At 58.6% G+C, this 18,618-nt stretch carries 17 protein-coding genes and 3 pseudogenes; 9 read left to right on the forward strand and 11 right to left on the reverse strand.

The annotated features are described in order from the left end of the window. Positions 1-150: 150 nt before the first annotated feature. The 6 genes and pseudogenes from ACM6JM_RS24740 to ACM6JM_RS24765 all read right to left on the reverse strand — a co-directional run. Complete coding sequence (locus ACM6JM_RS24740; protein WP_414882671.1) at positions 151-2,091, reverse strand: DUF3732 domain-containing protein; 1,941 nt, start codon at positions 2,089-2,091, stop codon at positions 151-153. After that, positions 2,088-2,573: a three component ABC system middle component gene (locus tag ACM6JM_RS24745; RefSeq protein ID WP_414882672.1), complete on the reverse strand. Its 486-nt coding sequence runs from the start codon at positions 2,571-2,573 to the stop codon at positions 2,088-2,090. Before ACM6JM_RS24745 ends, ACM6JM_RS24740 begins: the two co-directional genes overlap by 4 nt. Beyond that, positions 2,570-3,781, reverse strand: a complete 1,212-nt coding sequence (locus ACM6JM_RS24750; RefSeq protein WP_414882673.1) for an ABC-three component system protein — start codon at positions 3,779-3,781, stop codon at positions 2,570-2,572. Before ACM6JM_RS24750 ends, ACM6JM_RS24745 begins: the two co-directional genes overlap by 4 nt. A 216-nt stretch (positions 3,782-3,997) precedes the next feature. Then, on the reverse strand, positions 3,998-4,927 hold the full coding sequence (locus ACM6JM_RS24755; protein ID WP_414882674.1) for a restriction endonuclease: 930 nt from the start codon (positions 4,925-4,927) through the stop codon (positions 3,998-4,000). 262 nt (positions 4,928-5,189) lie between these two features. Beyond that, positions 5,190-5,945, reverse strand: coding sequence for a methyl-accepting chemotaxis protein (locus ACM6JM_RS24760; protein WP_371262551.1), 756 nt, complete (start codon positions 5,943-5,945; stop codon positions 5,190-5,192). A gap of 102 nt (positions 5,946-6,047) precedes the next feature. Further along, a pseudogene (locus tag ACM6JM_RS24765) lies at positions 6,048-7,436 on the reverse strand (HAMP domain-containing protein); the annotation flags it as partial. A gap of 215 nt (positions 7,437-7,651) precedes the next feature. On the opposite strand from ACM6JM_RS24765, the gene ACM6JM_RS24770 reads away from it, so the two are divergent. The 3 genes and pseudogenes from ACM6JM_RS24770 to ACM6JM_RS24780 all read left to right on the forward strand — a co-directional run. Then, the gene (locus ACM6JM_RS24770; RefSeq protein WP_414882675.1) at positions 7,652-8,968 is read left to right on the forward strand and encodes a Na+/H+ antiporter family protein; all 1,317 of its coding nucleotides are present in this window, start codon (positions 7,652-7,654) and stop codon (positions 8,966-8,968) included. A 212-nt stretch (positions 8,969-9,180) separates the two neighbouring features. After that, positions 9,181-9,957: pseudogene (locus ACM6JM_RS24775) on the forward strand (cache domain-containing protein); the annotation flags it as partial. A gap of 312 nt (positions 9,958-10,269) precedes the next feature. Beyond that, positions 10,270-10,863, forward strand: a pseudogene (locus ACM6JM_RS24780) (methyl-accepting chemotaxis protein); the annotation flags it as partial. A gap of 210 nt (positions 10,864-11,073) precedes the next feature. On the opposite strand, the gene ACM6JM_RS24785 reads toward ACM6JM_RS24780, so the two are convergent. Beyond that, entirely contained in the window at positions 11,074-12,009 is a 936-nt protein-coding gene (locus ACM6JM_RS24785; RefSeq protein ID WP_414882676.1) for a LysR family transcriptional regulator, read from the reverse strand. A 111-nt stretch (positions 12,010-12,120) separates the two neighbouring features. Between ACM6JM_RS24785 and ACM6JM_RS24790 the strand changes: the two genes are divergently transcribed. The 3 genes from ACM6JM_RS24790 (at position 12,121) to ACM6JM_RS24800 (ending at position 13,697) form a co-directional block, all read left to right on the forward strand. Beyond that, entirely contained in the window at positions 12,121-12,609 is a 489-nt protein-coding gene (locus tag ACM6JM_RS24790) for a DMT family transporter (RefSeq protein ID WP_039770247.1), read from the forward strand. Beyond that, positions 12,610-13,068, forward strand: coding sequence for a DMT family transporter (locus ACM6JM_RS24795; RefSeq protein ID WP_170844903.1), 459 nt, complete (start codon positions 12,610-12,612; stop codon positions 13,066-13,068). A 461-nt stretch (positions 13,069-13,529) separates the two neighbouring features. Then, positions 13,530-13,697 carry a metallothionein gene (locus ACM6JM_RS24800; RefSeq protein WP_074689145.1) on the forward strand — a complete coding sequence of 56 codons (168 nt, stop codon included), beginning with the start codon at positions 13,530-13,532 and terminating at the stop codon, positions 13,695-13,697. 24 nt (positions 13,698-13,721) lie between these two features. Here ACM6JM_RS24800 and ACM6JM_RS24805 read toward each other — a convergent pair whose 3' ends face one another. Together ACM6JM_RS24805 and ACM6JM_RS24810 are read right to left on the reverse strand one after the other, a co-directional pair. Then, a complete protein-coding gene (locus tag ACM6JM_RS24805; RefSeq protein WP_011335096.1) occupies positions 13,722-13,994 on the reverse strand; it encodes a hypothetical protein in 273 nt (90 codons plus the stop codon). A 39-nt stretch (positions 13,995-14,033) separates the two neighbouring features. After that, positions 14,034-14,261 carry a DUF6555 family protein gene (locus tag ACM6JM_RS24810; protein ID WP_011335095.1) on the reverse strand — a complete coding sequence of 76 codons (228 nt, stop codon included), beginning with the start codon at positions 14,259-14,261 and terminating at the stop codon, positions 14,034-14,036. 145 nt (positions 14,262-14,406) lie between these two features. Here ACM6JM_RS24810 and ACM6JM_RS24815 point away from each other — a divergent pair, with 145 nt between their 5' ends. The 3 genes from ACM6JM_RS24815 to ACM6JM_RS24825 all read left to right on the forward strand — a co-directional run bounded on the left by ACM6JM_RS24815 (position 14,407) and on the right by ACM6JM_RS24825 (position 16,436). Then, complete coding sequence (locus ACM6JM_RS24815; RefSeq protein ID WP_170928286.1) at positions 14,407-15,186, forward strand: AraC family transcriptional regulator; 780 nt, start codon at positions 14,407-14,409, stop codon at positions 15,184-15,186. Between the two features lie 88 nt (positions 15,187-15,274). Further along, positions 15,275-15,448 (forward strand): DUF1427 family protein, encoded by a 174-nt coding sequence (locus ACM6JM_RS24820; protein WP_074689141.1) that lies wholly within the window; start codon positions 15,275-15,277, stop codon positions 15,446-15,448. Positions 15,449-15,479: 31 nt separating this feature from the next. Continuing rightward, positions 15,480-16,436 (forward strand): quinone oxidoreductase family protein, encoded by a 957-nt coding sequence (locus ACM6JM_RS24825; protein WP_414882677.1) that lies wholly within the window; start codon positions 15,480-15,482, stop codon positions 16,434-16,436. 139 nt (positions 16,437-16,575) lie between these two features. On the opposite strand, the gene ACM6JM_RS24830 is transcribed toward ACM6JM_RS24825, so the two are convergent. Both ACM6JM_RS24830 and ACM6JM_RS24835 read right to left on the reverse strand, forming a co-directional pair. Continuing rightward, entirely contained in the window at positions 16,576-16,953 is a 378-nt protein-coding gene (locus ACM6JM_RS24830; RefSeq protein ID WP_039770242.1) for a DUF6124 family protein, read from the reverse strand. 487 nt (positions 16,954-17,440) lie between these two features. Next, a complete protein-coding gene (locus ACM6JM_RS24835; protein WP_039770240.1) occupies positions 17,441-18,400 on the reverse strand; it encodes a nucleoside-specific channel-forming protein Tsx in 960 nt (319 codons plus the stop codon). Positions 18,401-18,618: the final 218 nt, after the last annotated feature.

Raw genomic sequence — 18,618 nt, forward strand, 5'->3', positions numbered from 1 at the left:
CATAAAGGGCCAGTATGGCGGAGCCGTGGTCGAGTCTTGGTTCTGCTTTAATTACCTGCCCTGTAGAGATAGCCGCCCAAGAGGGCGGCTTTTTTGTACTTGAGAGTTGATGACCGAATTCTTTAGCTAATAGCACTCAGACGACTGTGTTCACTGCTCAGATCGCTGCGGCCAATCCATAGGGATCAATGCATTTCCAGAGGTACGAGTCCATCGTTCCCTTGTCGCACTTACATAGCGGGGATCATCAGCGAAGTAGGCGTGTTCAATTAACAGTACCTGGAGATCCTCTTGGGCCGCCGTTTCATTGAATAAGAAATTGATGTGCTTGCGCATTGCCAGAATCTCTTCGTCCTCACCTGTGAGGAAGGTTTCATCTTCACCACGAGTTGGATAGTAGGGACGGCTTATCTGATCGAAAGCGAGGAAGCCTGGTACTGGCGCTCCAACCTCCTTGAAGAACGATTGCAAAGCAAAAGTAAGGGCAACATGAATCGCCAGGCAGTTTTCGTCCGAGCCTAGGTCTATCATCCGCAGGACCGCATTCTGTCCCCGTTCAATGACCGCCACCTCAGGTGGACGTGCATAAAATTCAATGTCCACATCAAAGCATGGTTCTTTGGTCGGTAAGGCAACGATTGATTTCGTCATTCTCTCCGAGACCTTACGTTGAGCCCTATCCAGGAGCACCTTTCTAGCAGCATGGTCGACCTTCGCTTCCAGTTCCTCGATCTGAGTACGTAACACATCAAGGCTGACAGCGGCTGGCCGTTGAGCGGGGCTGAGCTCAAGAAAGAGTGAAATTTTTCCTAGCAGATTCGCCCTATAAGTCGAAGCCGACTCAAACCTTTTATTTTCTTCGTTTTGCCGCACCCACGTTGCAATCCGTTCGTTCACTGTCTTGAGTTCGGTATTGATGTTTTTGAGCTCGTCATGAAGCACTTGGTCGTGCTCCACGAGTCGTGGCTTTACGCTTTCGACAGCAACACTTTCTGACCGGATGATCTGGAGGGTGGCCTGCAAAGCACCTGCTATTGACTGTCCCTTTTGAGAGGGCGAATCGCATACCGGGCACACTTCGCCTATCTTCCGGATGTGTTCCGAAATCTCCAGCTTTTCGTATTGGCGCCGTACTGTGCCTCTAAATTCCTCCATTTCAGTCAGCGCGGTCTGAGTTGCACGTACTCTGCGACGTTGATAATCCAACAGGCTCAGTAGTCTTTTCCGCTCAGCGTATAACGCTGGCAGCTCGTTTTCGTCAGGATTGATCGAGCGACTGACCGGGCTTCTTCGAGCTGCAACAAGGGCGGCCTTGAGTTCTTCGTCCGTAGCTTGACCTTCTGGGAGAGAGCTGATCATGCCGCATCGCTGGGCATCCATCAAAAGCCGCATTGCAACTGTCCTGAACTCACTGTCAGACGCTTTCTGGGTGCGTTGACGGCGCTCTTCCCTGTCATACCGTTGGCGCAGTTCACGGAGCTTCCGCTCATGGATCACGGATTCTTCGTTCACTACACGGAGAAAATAAGGCATCGTTTCAACGATGCCCTTCGCTTCGTCTGCTTGATCCAAGCCGTGGAGTAATGCCTTCTCGTTGTTGATGACTTCTTTGGTCACAAACATATAGGCAGTGGCGTGGCGTACTGAGGCACGCCAGCGCTGCACACCAGCTTCATGCGAGTCTCCGGCAATATCTCCAATTCCAAACGCTCGCTCAATGAGTGCCCTAGCTGACTTGAGCGTTGTAGCGCCTTCGAACTCACCGATCGTTTGAGGGAATGGTAGGTCTCTGCCGGTGCTGACAAACATACTCCCGCTACTCTTCTGAGCGAGTGGCGGAATGATGCGACCTGTGATCATTTCAGCGCTACCGGAGACCCATTTGACTCCAACCGCGATGCTGTGACGGCGTACATACGCGGCGAGCTCGCACTCGCTCGATCCCAGACAGTAGTCGATTGCCTTGATAAGTGTAGATTTTCCAGTGCCGGAGGCGCCAGTGATGATGTTTACACCTGGCTCTAGGGTAACCGTTCTCAGTCGACCTTCTTCTCCAAGGAAGAAGATGCTCGCGATGTTCCAGCGGCTCATACTGTCAATCCCATCATGTTGAGTGTCGTGCGGGTGCTTCCCGCCATTGCCATCCAGTATCCAAGTGAGCGGGCACGTTTGAATGCATTCAAATTAGGAGAGCTGAGCCGATTGATTGCGCTTTTGTTCGTAGATTTAGGCCCCACCGACATCAGGCCTTGCTCATTGATACTTAAGATCTTCGAAAAACAGCCGTATTGGATGGCTTCAGTAACGATGTCTGCCGAGCTATCGATGCGTTCGCGGAGGTCAATCTGGACGACTGGATTTCTCTGTAGCCACTCGAGAAGCCCGGTCAGGCGGTTAGTTCCAAGAAACGTTTTTTCCAGATCTCCTGACAGCGCAATGGGTAATGCTGCATAGCAGAGCAACATCTCCGGACTACTAGATTTTTCCTCTTCGTAGGCCGATGTGAAGGTCGTAAGGATGTAGGAACAGAACGCAGGATTCGTTTCAGCGTAGAGGTCGTGAGCAACTATCAAGACTCATCCTCCAGAAGCTCAATATAGTCAGGGTGCCAACCCACTCGACGGTCTATCGAGAGAGTTTGGTAGGTGCCTCGGATGTAGAAGTGGCGACTCGGCGTTGAGATTGGTTCCACGTTCTTAGGCGCTTCGTCATAAGCCCACCTCAGAAGCTGGAGGCCACTCTCTCGCTTGATCGCTTCATCTTTTCCCTCGCAGTCCAATGCCATTTGCTCATGCAGGTCAGACCAGTATTCGATCAGTCGGGAGTCGTATTTGGCGACTTTGAGCTTCATGCTTGGGTTACCGGAAACCCAGCTAGACCTCTGTCCATGGGCTCGCCATTGATCTCGAGTAGAGCGTTTCAGGTCGACCTTACTGCCATTGACCAAGGCAATTTGCCGTTCAAGCATGCGGTGGGGCGAATGACCTGGGGGAAACATCGCGTCCTCAAACTCCCACGACAAGTTGTCTTCGACCAAGTCGCTTTCTATCTCCATTAACATATGCTGCAGTTCGGTAAACGAAATTGCCCGGTCTCTCATACCGCAAAGCGAATATACGACCTGAAGCCCCCACCACTCGACCAGTCTCTTTGTAACATTTGGACGATACTCAACAGGAGTTAATTTCAGCTGCTGCGCAATCAAGGCTTCGATCCGGGTGATATCAGGGCTGTCCGGGAATATCTCGATTTGCCTTAGCAAGTTCAAGCGACCTGAATCACTCAGCGTCAAGAAGGCTTCACATCCTTGCGCCCGATCTGCATAGGGGAGGTTTTTTTTGCTGGACGTGGCACGTAGGTCTACGACTCGTTTTGCCTCTTCTGTCATCGCCATTAGAAGCGGACGCCGATCAGTATTTTGCTCACACAATGAAAGCAACGGAGATCCGTTTGGTATTGCCCCAACGGCGATCAAGTGAAATCTGGTCGAAGCAAGAGAAACATTCGGTAGCGTATCGATCCATACTTTGATCGTCTTCCACAGCGCTGTTGAGCTGAGAGAGATGGGAGGTGGGCGTTTAGAGAGGGAATGCTTGAGTTGAATGAGCAGTTGCTGCCCGTTCACTTCCAGATGCACGTCGTCGAGACGTTCGACGGAAACTGCAGAATCGTCCGTGGAATGTCGTAACAGTGACAGCAAGGCGTAGTGGGCTTGGTAATAAAAGCCTAACGCGGAAGCGCCAGCTTCGTGCCCCGTTGAACCACTTGATAAATCGGCCACTGTTCCTTGGCTCCTGTTGTAATCAGTCGGGTCATTTCAGACTTACACAGTGCATGGTAACAGAGTGCCACTATTTGAGCGGTGAAAGGGACTGAACGATGGAGGCATGCTGGTCGATTCTCTAGGCGTTTTCGAAGCTATTCCGAGAATCGGGATTTAGGGGATGATCCCATTTACCCGGTATCGGTAGATTCAAGGCTCGATTCGAGATTCTGACTAGACAGCCCCAGAGGCAACCATTTGGTAGTAACTGAGAAAAATTTGCCCGGTCTGTGCAGCATGGCGCTTTTTCCTGAGCAGCAAACTTACAAAGTCGATTCGCTCCTCAAGTACCGCCATCAGGTCTCCACCGTCAACCAGCAATATTGAAGCTCCTCCAGCCTGGTGTGCAGCAACTCCTTCTGGAGAGAAGCCATTGATTGAGAGAAATATCCCTAATGTGTTTTCTAACTTGGTCCTCACCTTGTCGGTGAAGATTGCGAGATCGCCCTTGTTGACCGAGTCTTTCTGCCATTTGGCTTCGAACAGATACTCGGTTCCGTCCAAGGAAAAGGCTCCGTCGATTTGCTCTCCCTTATTTTTAAACGAGGCCTTGGGGTCGAGGTCGAATAGTTCAAACATTTCATACATTACGCGCTCCAGTTCGAAGCCGCGCGTTTGCGCGTTGTCAGAGCTAATCAGAGTCAGATAGCGAGTGTTTATGGCTTGGAGTTTGTGTCGTACAGCAGCGTTTTCACGGAGCTTTTTGGCCGCGACTTCTTGCCTGCGTTTGATTTCGTCCTGTTCTTTTTTGGCGTCCTGATGTGGCTCAACCAATGATTTGAGCTGGTTGACGGCACTTCTAGCTTTTTCCACTTTCTGGGGGCCATCTTCCAAGCGTTGAAGATGAGAGAAATCAGTCAGCCTACAAAGCTCATAACAAATTTTAGTCAAGTCACCCAGATGGGATTCGGCATTTGCACACAAAAAATCGACCACGTCCGAGGCAATCTGGCGCTTGTAGTTTTCCCAGTTAAACCGGTGGAGGATGGTTGGGGTGGAAAGACAAAGCTGTAAAAATCCCCGGAGCTCTGATTTATACCAGTACACCGAGCATAGCGCCTCTTTGAGCGCCATCACCCCTGCAGGGGAAAGCTGTTTTGCCATGTGATTCACCTGGTGATGAGGATAGTCTACGTCTTCTCGCAGTCCTAAATCTGGCTGCGAGGTGCTACATCCGCCAGCTTAGTCGATGGATTTGGTTGTGACGCTAAACGCACTTACAGCAGGGGCTGTAGGCGACGAGATTTGATAATCGGCTTCCGGCGATCCTGCACAACAACGAAGATCTGCTTCCTTTCCTCCCTCGCCCCCGATGGGGAGAGGGCTGGGGTGAGGGGGTAAGCTCTTGATCTTCAGCAATCCCGCGTCAGACGCGGAACTGATCCATCAAACTCTGCTGCTGATTCGCCAGGCTATTGAGCGACTGGCTCACCCGCGCCGATTCATTCGCCTGCCCCGACAGCGACTCCGTCACATCACGAATCGTCGCCACGTTGTTGTTGATCTCTTCAGCCACCGCGCTCTGTTCCTCGGCGGCGCTGGCGATCTGCAGGTTCATGTCGCTGATCACCGTCACCGCATCGCCGATCTGGCGCAGCGCCGTCACGGCCTGGCCGACCTGTTCGACGCTGCCCTGGGCCTGGCGATGGCTGTTGCCCATCGAGCCGACCACATCCTGGGTGCCGGTCTGCAATTGCTCGATGACCTGGCGGGTTTCTTCCACCGATTCCTGGGTGCGGCGGGCGAGGTTGCGCACTTCATCGGCTACTACCGCAAAACCGCGCCCGGCTTCACCGGCGCGGGCGGCTTCGATGGCGGCGTTGAGGGCCAGCAGGTTGGTCTGTTCGGCGATGGCGCGGATGGTTTCCAGCACGGTGCCGATCTTCTCGCTGTTGGCGGCCAGGCCTTCGACCTGCACCATCGCCGCGCTCATGTCGGCGGCGAGGGTGTCGATGCTGGCGGTGGTGCGGTCGATCACGGTCAGGCCCTGACGGGTGGCGCGGTCGGCGTCCTTGGCGGCTTCGGCGGCTTGCGCAGCGCTGCGGGCCACGTCCTGAGCGGTGGCGCTCATTTCGTGGGACGCGGTGGCGACCTGATCGACCTGACGGTATTGCTGCTCCATGCCGGCGCTGGTCTGGGTCGCAATTGCTGAAGACTGGTCGGCGGTGTTGCGCGCGTCCTGCACCGAGCGTTTCACCTCGGCGATGATCGGTTGCAGCTTGTCGAGGAAACGGTTGAACCAGCCGGCCAACTGGCCGAGCTCGTCCTTCTTGTCGTAGGCCAGACGGCGGGTCAGATCGCCTTCGCCGCTGGCGATGTCTTCCAGCATGTGGGCCACGCCGAGGATCGGTTTGGTCACGCTGCGCGCCATCAGCCACACCAGCAACAGGCCGATCAGCGCGGCGAGCACGCCGAGGCTCAGTTCGATCAGGGTGCCTGAGGTGTTGCTGGCATCCAGTTGTTGCTTGAGTGCTTCGGCGCGGCTCACCAGCACTTTTTCCGGCACATCGAGCAGCACGCCCCACGACGGGCCGCCGGGAATCGGCTGGAACGGCGACAGCACTTTCAGTTGCGCGTTGCTGTGCAGGCTGCTGACGGTGTTGCTCGAGGCGAGCAGACGCAGCAGTTCGGCGCCGCTGGTGGTGTCCACGGCATCCAGGCGCTGGCTGAGTTTATTGGCGTCCGGGCTGTAACCGGCGAGCAGGCCGGCGGGGCTGACGATGCTCACGGCGGTCTGGCCGTCGTAGAGCTTTTTGCTGGCGCTCTGGCTGATCGCTTGCAGGCTGTTGAGGTTGATGTCCACCGACAGCGAGGCGATGACTTTGCCGTTGACCATCAGCGGGAACACGATGCTGGTCATCAGCACCTTTTGCCCGTCGATCACATAGAAATAGGGTTCGATCACGCATGGCTTGAGCGTGGTGCGCGGGCAGGTGAACCAGGCGTTGGCGGCCTGACCGCTGGGACCGGTGCTGGTGTCGGTCATGTCGCTTTCCGGCAGGGCCATCGAGGTCACCTTGCCCGGGGTCGGCTGCGACCAGTACAGGGCGAAGCGGCCCTTGTCGTTGCTGCCTAATTCACCTTGTCCGGCAAATAGCTCGTCCTTGCCGTCCAGTGCGTTGGCTTCGAACACCAGCGACAGGCCGAGCAGATCCGGATTGGCCTGCAAGGCCGATTTCACCTGACGGGTCATGTCCTCGCGCAGGTCGAAGGCATCGAGGAAGCGCTTCTCGGCCTGCTCCCGCAGGAACAGCACCTGCCGCGAGAAACCGTGGCCATATTGATAGGCGTCCATGAACTGCTGGCGAATGCCCGCCGCCTGAACTTCACCCTGGGATTCGATGCGGGCCTGGGCCGACTCGGTGAGCATTTCCATGCTCGAAGCTTTCACCAGTTCGGAACTGTGCTCCATGCGATACAGCGAAAGACCCACCAACAGGGTCACGATACCGGCCAGGCAGAGCCCGGCGAGCAGGGTGATTTTCCATTGGATGGAAAGTTGTCTGAGTGACATGGAAACGTCCTTATTCGATAAATATCTGAGACTTTGCACTGTAACGGCCGCGTTTCGGCTTTCTTTATGGCGTAAATGCAATAGGGCGAATTGACGCATGTTGTGGCGGATATGCCCTGTTCAGCGGATTGATCATGGAAAGTTGCACAGTGTTGCGACCAGTCGCTTTGACACTGCGCCCGCGCTGCGGCACAGTGCGCGCCCTTCTAATAAGACCCTCTATGCAAATCCGCTGGCGACCCTCGTGGCTTGTCGGCCGGACTCATCCTGTCTGGCGGTGAATGGCTTTACCGTCGTGTTTTCGAGGTAGTGAAATGAATGCAGTGATTGCTGCGGTCGGCGTCATGCTGATCCTCAGCCTGTCCCGGGTGCATGTGGTGATCGCATTGATCGTCGGTGCGCTGGTTGGTGGCCTGACCGGTGGTCTGGGCATCGACGCCACGCTCAAGGCTTTCAACAGTGGCCTGGGTGGCGGGGCGACGGTGGCGTTGTCCTACGCGTTGCTCGGCGCTTTCGCCGTGGCGATTGCCAAGTCCGGCCTGGCCCACGCGTTGGCCGACAAGGCTCTGGCGATGGTCGACCGCCAGCATGCGACCGGTGGCGGCAGCGTCAAATGGTTGCTGATCGGCCTGCTGTGGGTGGTGGCGATCGCTTCGCAGAACATCCTGCCGATCCACATTGCGTTCATTCCGCTGCTGGTGCCGCCGCTTCTTTATGTACTGACCAAGCTGCAACTGGACCGCCGGTTGATCGCCTGCGTCATGACCTTCGGCCTGATCACGCCGTACATGTTCCTGCCGGTGGGCTTCGGCAACATTTTCCTTAATGAAATCCTGCTGGCCAACGTTGCCCGCAGTGGCGTTGACATCAGCGGGATCAACGTCACCCATGCCATGGGGATTCCGGCGCTGGGCATGCTGGCAGGGCTGGGTATCGCCTTTATCAGTTACCGCAAGAAACGCATCTACGACCTGGGAAAAATCGAGCAGGTCGAGCAGGTGGCAGTGCAGTACAACCCGCGCAGTCTGTTGATCGCCGGTGTCGCCATTGCCGCAGCCTTCATTATTCAGTTGCTGCTGGATTCGATGATTATCGGGGCGCTGGCCGGTTTCCTGATCTTTTCGGCGTCGGGCATCGTCAAATGGCGCGAGACGGATGACCTGTTCACCGAAGGCATGAAGATGATGGCGATGATCGGCTTCATCATGATCGCCGCCTCCGGATTCGCCGAAGTGATGAAGGCCACCGGCGAGGTGCAGACGCTGGTCGAGTCGTCGGCGTCGTGGATCAACCACAGCAAAGGCATCGGTGCGTTGCTGATGCTGCTGGTCGGGCTGCTGGTAACAATGGGCATCGGCTCTTCGTTTTCCACGGTGCCGATCCTCGCGGCGATTTTTGTGCCGCTGTGCGTGCAACTGGGTTTCAGCCCGATGGCGATTGTCTGTATCGTCGGCACGGCCGGCGCGTTGGGCGATGCCGGTTCTCCCGCGTCGGACTCGACGCTTGGTCCGACCTCCGGGCTGAACATCGACGGCCAGCATCACCACATCTGGGATACCGTGGTTCCGACCTTCCTGCATTACAACCTGCCGCTGCTGGCGTTTGGCTGGGTGGCTGCGATGGTCCTGTAACAATCCACTCTGATCGTTCCCACGTCGAGGCGTCGAACCGTCCGCGTGGGAATGCAGTCCGGGACGCTCCGCGTCCCAAAGCGTGACGCAGAGCGTCACAAGAGGCATTCCCACGCAGAGCGTGGGAACGATCTGAGGTAAACCTCAACTTTTGGTTTCGCGTGCCGTTAAAGCCTTTAACCACGCCAATAAAACCAAAAGAGTGAGCCCCCATGCGCCTGAGTCTCAAGGCTAAAGTCCTGTCCCTTGCCGTCCTTCCGGTCTTGCTCTTTGCGCTGGTGATCAGCCTGACCACGCTGTTCATCCTTCAGGAACAGGCGCGCAATGAAGTCCAGCAGACCCGCGAACGCCTGCTCGGCGATGCCAAAGCCACGCTGGCCAGCTACGTCGCCGTGGCCATGACCACGATCAAACCGTTGTACGACGCCGCCGCTCCCGGCGACGCCGATGCGCGGGCGCAAGCGATCAAGCTGCTGTCGAGCATCAAGTACGGCAAGGATGGCTACTTCTTCGGCTACGACTCCGAGACCGTGCGCCTGTTCAAGGCCAATGACCCCGAAGGCGTGGGCAAAAGCTTCAAGGACAACCGCGACCCGAACGGCGTCTACGTCAACCGCGACCTGGTGAAAGTGGCGAAGGACGGCTCTCACTACCTGCAATACAGCTCGCCGCTGCCGGGCAACGCGAAAGTGCTGGTGCCGAAACTCGGCTACACCGAATACCTGGCGAAGTGGGACATGGCGGTGGGTACGTCGGTCAACCTCGATGGCATCGAAGCGCAAGTGGCGGTGGTCGAGGCCAAGGTGCAGGAGCGCATGCAGGGCGTGGTGCTGAGTATCGTCGGCGTGGCGGTGGTGGTACTGCTGGTGATCGCGGCGGCGGGGATGCTGCTGGCCAACACCATTCTGCGACCGCTGACCCTGATGAAAGCCAACCTCGATGACATCGCGGCGGGCGAGGGTGACCTGACCCGGCGTCTGACCATCACCAGCCAGGACGAACTCGGTGAACTGGCGGGCTCGTTCAACCGTTTCGTCGACAAGATCCACGGCCTGGTGCGGCAGATCACCGAAATGACCTCGCAACTGACCGGGCTGGTGACGCAAGTGTCGGATCAGGCCCAGCGCTCCGATCAGGCCATGGAGCGTCAGCGTCACGAAACCGATCAGGTCGCCACGGCGATCAACGAAATGTCTGCGGCCGCGCAAGAAGTCGCCAAGAGCGCGCAGAACGCCGCCGTCGCCGCGCAGCAGACCGACGAAGAAGGCCAGACCGCCAAGCGCGTGGTGGCCGGCAGCATCAAGCAGATTCATGCGCTGGTGGACGATATCCGCAGCAGCGGCGTGTCCCTCGACAGCCTGCAACAGGACGTATCGTCGATTGTCGGCGTGCTCGGGGTGATTCGCTCGATCGCCGAACAGACCAACCTGCTGGCGCTCAACGCTGCGATTGAAGCGGCGCGGGCCGGCGAGGCCGGGCGCGGGTTTGCGGTGGTGGCGGACGAGGTGCGGGCGCTGGCGTCGCGCACGCAGATCAGCACTCAGGAAATTCAGGGCATGATCGACCGCTTGCAGGCGGGGACGCAGTCGGCGGTCGAGGCCATGCGCCGTTCCAGCGAGGCGGGTGACGGTACTTCGGCTCAGGCCAATCAGGCGGGGGCGTCGCTGGATGCGATGGCGGATCTGATTGCGACGATCAATTCGATGAACGCGCAGATCGCCAGTGCGGCGGAAGAGCAGACGGCGGTGGCCGAAGAGATCAACCGCAGCGTGCATCAGATTGCGGTGGCGGTGGATAACGTGGCGGATGAGACACAGTTGGGGGCGCAGACTTCGCGGAGTCTGGCGGATCTGGGGCAGCGGCTTGGGAAGTTGGTGGGGCAGTTCCGTATCTGAACCCTGAAAGCCCCCTCACCCTAGCCCTCTCCCGGAGGGAGAGGGGACTGACCGCAGTGTCTTGCGTCATACATCGACCTGAAAAATCGTGTCGATTATGGATTCACAGCCGATCGCTCATGTCGGCGTATCTCTCGAATATCCCCCGTTCGGTTCCCTCTCCCTCCGGGAGAGGGCTAGGGTGAGGGCCGGCTTTTGACTTTGGCGAGTTCAGGGTCTGTCCCAGTAGGGAACCTCCCCAAAACACTCAACAAAGAAATCAATCACCGTCCGCACCTTCACCGACAACCGCCGGCTCCCCGGCCATAGCACCGAAATCTGCTGCGGCTCGACACTGTTCGAAACCTGATAATCCCCCAGCACCGGCACCAGCGTGCCCTCACGCACCGCCTCGCCGATCAGCCATGACGGAAACATCACCAGCCCCAGCCCTTGAACAGCGGCCTGGGTCAACGTGTCCGCGTGGTTGCCGGTGATCGGGCCCTTGACTGCATACGGCGTCCACTCGCTCTGATCCTGCCGGAAGAACCAGCGCTGCAGGCCGGTCGCGCCCTTGTAGGCCAGGCACTGGTGGCGGGCGAGGTCTTCGGGATGTTGTGGTGTGCCGAAACGCATGAGATACGCGGGACTGGCCGCGACCTGAAAGCGGTGCGGCGCGAGGATTCGCGCCTGCATGCTCGAGTCGTGCAGCGGGCCGATGCGGAACAGCAGGTCGGCGCCTTCCTGTAGCGGATCGATGTAGTGGTCGGTCTGCTGGATGTCCAGTTGCAGCTTCGGATAGCGCTCGCACAAACGGCCCAGCCACGGTGTCAGGTGGCGCTGACCAAACACCACCGGGGCGTTGATCCGCACCAGGCCGGTCGGTTCGCTTTGCTGTTCCTGCAAGGCCTGTTCGGCTTCTTCCAGTTGCACCAGCACCAGCCGCGCGTGGTGGCCGAGCATGCGCCCGGCTTCGGTCGGCGTGACCGCGCGGGTGTGGCGGTAGAGCAGTTGCTGGTTCAGCGCCTGTTCCATCAACTGGATCTGCCGGGAAATCGAGGAGGGCGCCACGCCCTCGCGGCGGGCGACTTCGGAAAAACTGCCGTGGTCGAGCACCGCCACAAACAGCCTTAGCGCTTTGAATCCCAGTTCGTTGAGCCCGTGCATCGTGTGTCCTGCTGTGCGAGTTACGCAAAAGTGTTGTCCGGATGCTCCCATTTATCGCACAGCTGCGCCAGCCGATAATCCGCGCCATCGTTTCCTTCAGAGGTTTTTCAGATGCAGTCGTTTGATGAAGTGAGTGCCGCGCCGGCCCCGGTAGCGCGGCCAGGTTTGCGTTTGTTGCTGTTGCCGTTGGTGATTCTGGCTGGCATGGGGTTGTCGGTGGAGGCGGGGTTGCTGGGGCCGTTGGGTGAGCAGGTCGGGCATTTGTGGGCGACCTTGAGCATCTTCGGGGTGGGCTCGGCGATTCTGTTTTTGCTGTTGTTGTTTGCGGGGCCGCAGAAGGGGCCGGCGCTGACGGATCTGCCGCGCTGGCAGTTGATCGGCGGGTTTCTGGGGCCGATGTATGTGGTGGTGTTGACGCTGGCCACACCGCATATCGGGATTGCGATGACGATGATTGCGATTCTGTCGGGGCAGGTTGGCAAGAGTGTGCTGATTGACCATTTCGGGTGGTTTGGGGCTACGCGCAAGAAGGTCAATGCTGAGCGGTGGCTGGCGTTGGGGTTGATTGTGGCGGCTTTGGTTTTGATTGCGCGGGGGTGAATGATGAGTCTGGTTATTTTGTTGGCGGTGGTGGTGTTGGCGGGTGCGGTGTTGAGTGTTCAGGCGGCGATCAATGGGCGGTTGGGGGAGACCGTTGGGGTTCTGCGCAGCAGTTTGTTGACGTTTGTCGTCGGCGCTGTTTCTACGGGGTTGTTGATTTTGTTTTTTGAGCCTGCTCAGGCGGTGAGTTTGCTGGAGGTGCCGAAGTGGCAGCTTAGCGGTGCTCTGTTTGGGGTGGTTTACATGATGGTCATGGTTGGTGCGGTGCCGCGCGTTGGTGCGGCTGTGGCGACGGTGGCGGTGATTGTCGGGCAGCTTGGGATGGGGATGTTGATTGATAATTTTGGCTGGTTGGGGAATCCCGCTATTGAGTTGTCTTCGAGTCGGGTTTTGGCGATGGTTTGTCTCGGGTTGGCGCTGGTTTTCATGTATCGCAGTAGCGTGCGGCAGGCTGTTTGAACTTGGCGGCCTTTGGGCCGACCAGGTTCTCGGATTATTGAGTACATATCCGTTTCTTCGGGTGCGGCCGCTGGCGGTTTCGCTCTTACAGCGAGTCACTTTGGCAAACGCCCCAAAGTAACCAAAGGTCTTGGGCCCTGACGTACGGCCCTCGCTGTGGCTCGGGTCCCTTCGCTCCGGGATTGATCCGGGGGCATCGCCTACGGTTTGCTTCGCTGCACCTCCTCTCGATGCATGCGGCTGCGCCGCACGGTCGCTGCGCTCCCACCCCCGGATCAATCCCTCCACTCAGCCTGCCGACGGGCCTTGAGATCAAAAGCTTTACTCGAGCTAACGCTCATCGTGGTGAGTGGTTAGTGGTGAGTGGTGTGGGGTGGGAGGTTAGGTGGTTTTCACGTTCTAAACTGGTAGCACGGCTGTTCTTTCGGCCTCAGACAACCACCACCAGAGGAGTCTGTTTCATGGCAGATAGAAAATGCGATTGTCCGGGATGTCGTTGCACGATCAAGGAGGGTGAGCATTCTTATGTGGCGCACGGTAAGCATTATTGCTGTGAGGCCTGTGCGCATCATCACAAGAGTGGTGAGGAGTGTTCTGGCAAGGGGTGTCAGTGTGCGCATCCCAAGTAATCTCGGGTATTGAAAAGGTGGAGCCTAATCAGGCTCCACTTCCAGTTTCAGGCTGTCGTCGTCCAGGCGTTCGGTATGGCGGACGTTGCCGTGCAGGCGGCGGCCCTCGACGTTGACGACGATGGTCTTGGCCTTTTCAAGGTCTTCCGGCAAGGGGGCCGGTACGCGCAGGGCGAAGCGGTAGGGGTCGTTTTCGACGGGTTCCAGGCCAACCGGGCAGTCGACGCTTTTGGTGATGCGACCGAACAGGGTGTCCAGGCCGTAGTCCAGATGCGCCGGGCTGTTGATGGTTGTCATGTGTAGTCCCCCCGAAAGTGTCCCCGCCTGCGCGCAAGCTTAGCTTGCCGGTCGCCATGTGACGTTTTCCACGCCGAATTTTTCTGCCATCGGCTTGCTGGTCTTCTGCACTTTCTCCCGGCCGAAACGCGGGATGCGGCCGACCCCTGCGTCGCAGCTTGCCCAGTGCCACGCCTCGGTGTTGTCCATTTTGTCCGAGCGGATAATGAACGACTTTGGCGCGCCGTGAAGGGTGTAATCGATGACGTACAGTTTTGCGTTGTTCATAAAGCCCATCTTCCTCCCTGTGGTAATAGAAGGATCGCTGCGCTCCGGGAAAATTCATTCGGATTGTCCGACGGTATCTATCAATGGCGAGGTCCCGGTCGGACTGGTTACCATGGCGCTTCGCCAACCCCGATGAATGTTCGCCATGGCCCTCGCTGCGCCCCCTGATCTGAGTGATACCGATGTGCCGGTGCAACCGCTGGCGCGCACGTATCCGCGTGGTTTGTTCATCGAGCCGCATGAGCATGTCTGGGGGCAGTTGCTGTACGCGATGAGCGGCGTAATGTGGGTCGAGACGCCCCACGAGGCGCTGGTGGTGCCGCCGCAGCGGGCGGTGTGGTTGCCGCCGGGGGTGCCGCACGGAATTCGGGTGGTGTCGGATTTGCAGATGCGCAATATCTACCTGCGCCCGGCGCTGGCGGCGACGCTGGATGAGACCGTGCAGGTGATTGAGGTCGGTGGTTTGCTACGCGAGTTGATCGTCGGACTGGTGGCGCAGGGCGACAGCGGCGATGCCGAGTACTACGAGGCACTGGTCGGGCTGGCGCTGCTGGAGCTGAAACGCGCAAGGCGTTCACAGCTGAAGATCCCGCTGCCTGACGATGCCGACCGGCGGTTGATGAGTCTGTGTCAGGCGGTGATGGCCGCGCCGTCGCTGGACATTCCTTTTGAACAACATGCCGAAAACGCCGGGGCCAGCGTGCGCACCCTGGCGCGGTTGTTCAAGGAAGGGCTGGGCATGGGCTTTGCCGAATGGCGGCGTCAGGTGCAATTGGCGACGGCGGTGGCGGAGTTGATCCAGGGCGTGCCGGTCAGTGCGATTGCCCGTGAGCTGGGTTATTCGCCGAGCAGTTTCAGCGACATGTTCCGCCGGGAGCTGGGTGTCGCCCCTTCGCAGTTCGGTGTGGGGCAGCTTCCAGCCTGATTTGGCAGAAATTCAGAAGTCCTTGGCCGATGCCGGTCGCCGCCTTTCCCTAGACTTTGCCCATTCCTTTTTGTGGCGGAGTGATCCCATGAATTACCTGATTTCACTGGCCGTCGGTCTGGGTGTCGGCCTGCTGTATGGCGCGCTGGATGTCCGTTCTCCGGCGCCGCCGGCCATCGCGCTGGTGGGCCTGTTGGGCATGCTGGCGGGCGAGCAGTTGTGGCCGATGGGCCGGCAACTGGTCAGTGGCTGGCTGTCCTGAATTCTGTCCTTTCCCTTCGGTGGAGATTTCCATGAAAGCATTGCAATTCGATAAAACCGGCGACCTGTCGTCCCTGCGCTTCGTCGAGGTGCCGACGCCAGTGCCGGGCGCTGACGAGGTGCTGGTGCAGATCAAGGCTGCTGGTCTCAATCCCAGCGACGTGAAGAACGTGCTCGGGCGTTTCCCGTACACCACGCTGCCGCGTATTCCCGGTCGGGATTTTGCCGGTGTGGTGGTCGAAGGGCCGCAGGCGTTGATCGGCCAGGAGGTCTGGGGCACCGGGCGTGAGCTGGGCTTTTTCGCCGATGGCTCCCATGCGCAGTTCGTCAAATTGCCGGCCAACGGCGTGGCGCACAAGCCTTCGCATTTGAGTTTCACCCAGGCCGCCAGCCTTGGGGTGCCTTACACCACGGCGTGGGATGCGTTGGAGCGCAGCCTGGTCAGTGCCGAAACCCGTTTGCTGGTGATCGGCGGCGGGGCGGTGGCGACGGCGGCGCTGGCGCTGGCCAAAGTGCGCGGCGCGCAGTTGCTGGCGGCGGCGCGGCGGCCGGAGCAGGTCAAGGAGTTGCAGGTGCAGGGTTATCAGACGATTCAGCTGGATAAACCCGAGGATCTGGGCGCGCAAGTCAACGCGGTGTATCGCGGCGGTGCCGACGTGATCTTCGACACCACCGGTTTCTGGCTGCCGGCGTCGGTGGCGGCATTGGCGACATTCGGGCGGATCGCGATCATCGCCGCGCCAGTCGATGGGCATGTGCAACTGCCGGCGCTGGCGCTGTATCGCAAGGGCGGTTCGGTGGTCGGCATCAACTCGTTGCTGTATGGCGTTGAAGCCTGCGCGGCGATGCTGGAACAGTTCGGCCGGTTCTTCGACGAAGACCTGCTGCCACTGCCGCAAGGGCTGGTCGAAGCGCCGCTGGCCGAAGGGCTGGCGCGGTATGCCGATGTGAATCAGGGCAGCGGTGACAAGGTCATCCTGATTCCCTGAGCGACACCAATGCATTAGATCGTTCCCACGCTCTGCGTGGGAATGCCTCAATGGACGCTCTGCGTCCGCTCTTTGGGACGCGGAGCGTCCCGGGCTGCATTCCCACGCAGAGCGTGGGAACGATCAGTCGATCAATCGATCAGGCTGCAGCGGACGCCTCAGTCTTCACTTCCAGATTATCCAGCACCCGATTCACCGCCAGCTCACCCAGCATGATCAGTTGCGCAATCCCCAACAGCACATGCCGCTGCGGGCCATCCACCAGCCCGGCGAAGTCATTGGCCATCACCTTGGCCGAGGTCAGAGTTTCGCAGGCGTCGGCCAGCAGTTCTTCGTTGTCGATGCCGGGGGCGATGAGGTAGCGGGTGTTGTGTTTGAGCAGGGGTTTTCGGGGGAGCAGTGGATTGAGATAGTGATCGAGGGCGCGTTCGGCGGCTTCGTGGAATTTCTTGGAGTCGAGGGTTTCGTAGGGCGAGGTGGGGTCGGTTTCGGGTGGATTGGGTGTGGGTTTGATCATGGTGAAGCTCCTATAAGAGTGGAGCCGCCCGGAGCTGTCGCTAAACAGGAAGGTGGCGGCTGTACGCAGGTTAGCGAACCGGTTATAGGCACCCGGCAGACCCGAGGGTCTCCCGCATACAGCCACCATAGCGGAGTTGCAGACGTTGAGCCTGCGACAAAGCATGGAGCGCTGATGCACCTATTTATGATTCGAGTCGCTAAACCCGATCGCTGTTTTTCAGCGACCGCCAAACAATAGAACCCGCCCCCAAGGCGCACAAGCCGGCGGATTCTGGCGGATGCGTAGGCAAAGGCGCAAGGTCGCGTGGCTTTGCGGACATAATCTTCAACACTCTTCAACACTGCGTTGATTTGTGCCCGAAACGACAAAATCCGCCGTCCCGATCAAACGGGGCGGCGGGTTTGTATACCTGATGCGCTGTATTGTTCTGTAGGCGTCAACGCGAGCAGTCTCGCCAGTATGTTCAGCCTTGAAAGGGGCGGGATCAGAACTGATACCCGACCCCCGCGTAATACCCCCAGCCATTGGAACGTGCACGGAAATTACCGTCGCCGAAGTTCAGCTCGCTGCCGTCCTCCCAGTTGCCACCGTTGTGGAAATAACGCCCGACCAGGGTGAAGCGCAGGTGTGTGAACGAGTACAGCAACACGTTGGTCGCCACCGTGGCATTGGCAGTGCGCGCCGGATTGTCCTTGTGCAGGTCCGAGCCGAAATCGAAGTTGGTGAAGCCGATGTAGGTCAGCGAGGCACCGTTGCTGAATGTGTCGATCGGCACGATGTACTTGAGCTGCGCGCGGTAGCCGTCCCACGAATATTCGTTGCTGGCGCCGTAGTTTTCCCACTGGTAGCGCCCGTACAGGTTGGCCGACAGATTGACCCGCGAATGGGTGTCGATGTCGGTGCCGAAACCGCTGTACAGCGTGTTGGCGCGGTTCTCTTTGCGGCTGCCGTGATCGTAGATCCAGTCGAACGCCACGTACCATTCCTTGAACGGCCCGATGGCCAGGCTGCGCCCGGCGAGGTAGTCGATGGAGATGCGCGGCTCGTGCTCCATGAACACCGGCGAGCCGTGATCCCACACGCCTTTGTCGTGGCTGTTGCCGATGTTGAAGATCTTCGGAATGTCGATGTAGCCGTACAGCTCGAACGGGCCCTTGCGCCCGAAGTACTCGTATTCCAGGTAGATGTCATCGGCCGGTTGCGGGCCGAAGCTGATGTCCTTGCTGCCGATCAGCATCAGGTCCTGGTTGTACCAGTCCGACAGGTACGCACCTTTTTTTGGCGGGCTGGCTTCGGGGCTGAGGGCTTCACCCTGGGCGGATTCATCGGGCAAGACCGGTTGCGCCAGCGCGGTGTGGCTGAGAACTCCGGTAACGCCGGCCAGTAGCAGGGAAACAGCAAAAGTGCGCGCACCGCGAAGGCGGTGGCAGGAAAAAGCGTGCATTCAAAGTCCTTTTTGCGGATCAAGGCCCGGAATCACGGGCCTGTACGGTTTTGTAACGAAAATGCGGTCAACAGCGACTCGCAAACGTTTGCACAAGCCGTACCAGTTTCCCAAGCCGCTGAAAAATCGATTGATTCGCGGGTTAACCTGGCGACTCGATCAACGCCCCCTCAAAGCGCCTGCAATCGTCCTCAAGCCCTTGCTCAGAACGGCCGGAA

The organism is Pseudomonas sp. IT-P2 (assembly GCF_949767575.1).
Classification (GTDB): domain Bacteria; phylum Pseudomonadota; class Gammaproteobacteria; order Pseudomonadales; family Pseudomonadaceae; genus Aquipseudomonas; species Aquipseudomonas pharyngis.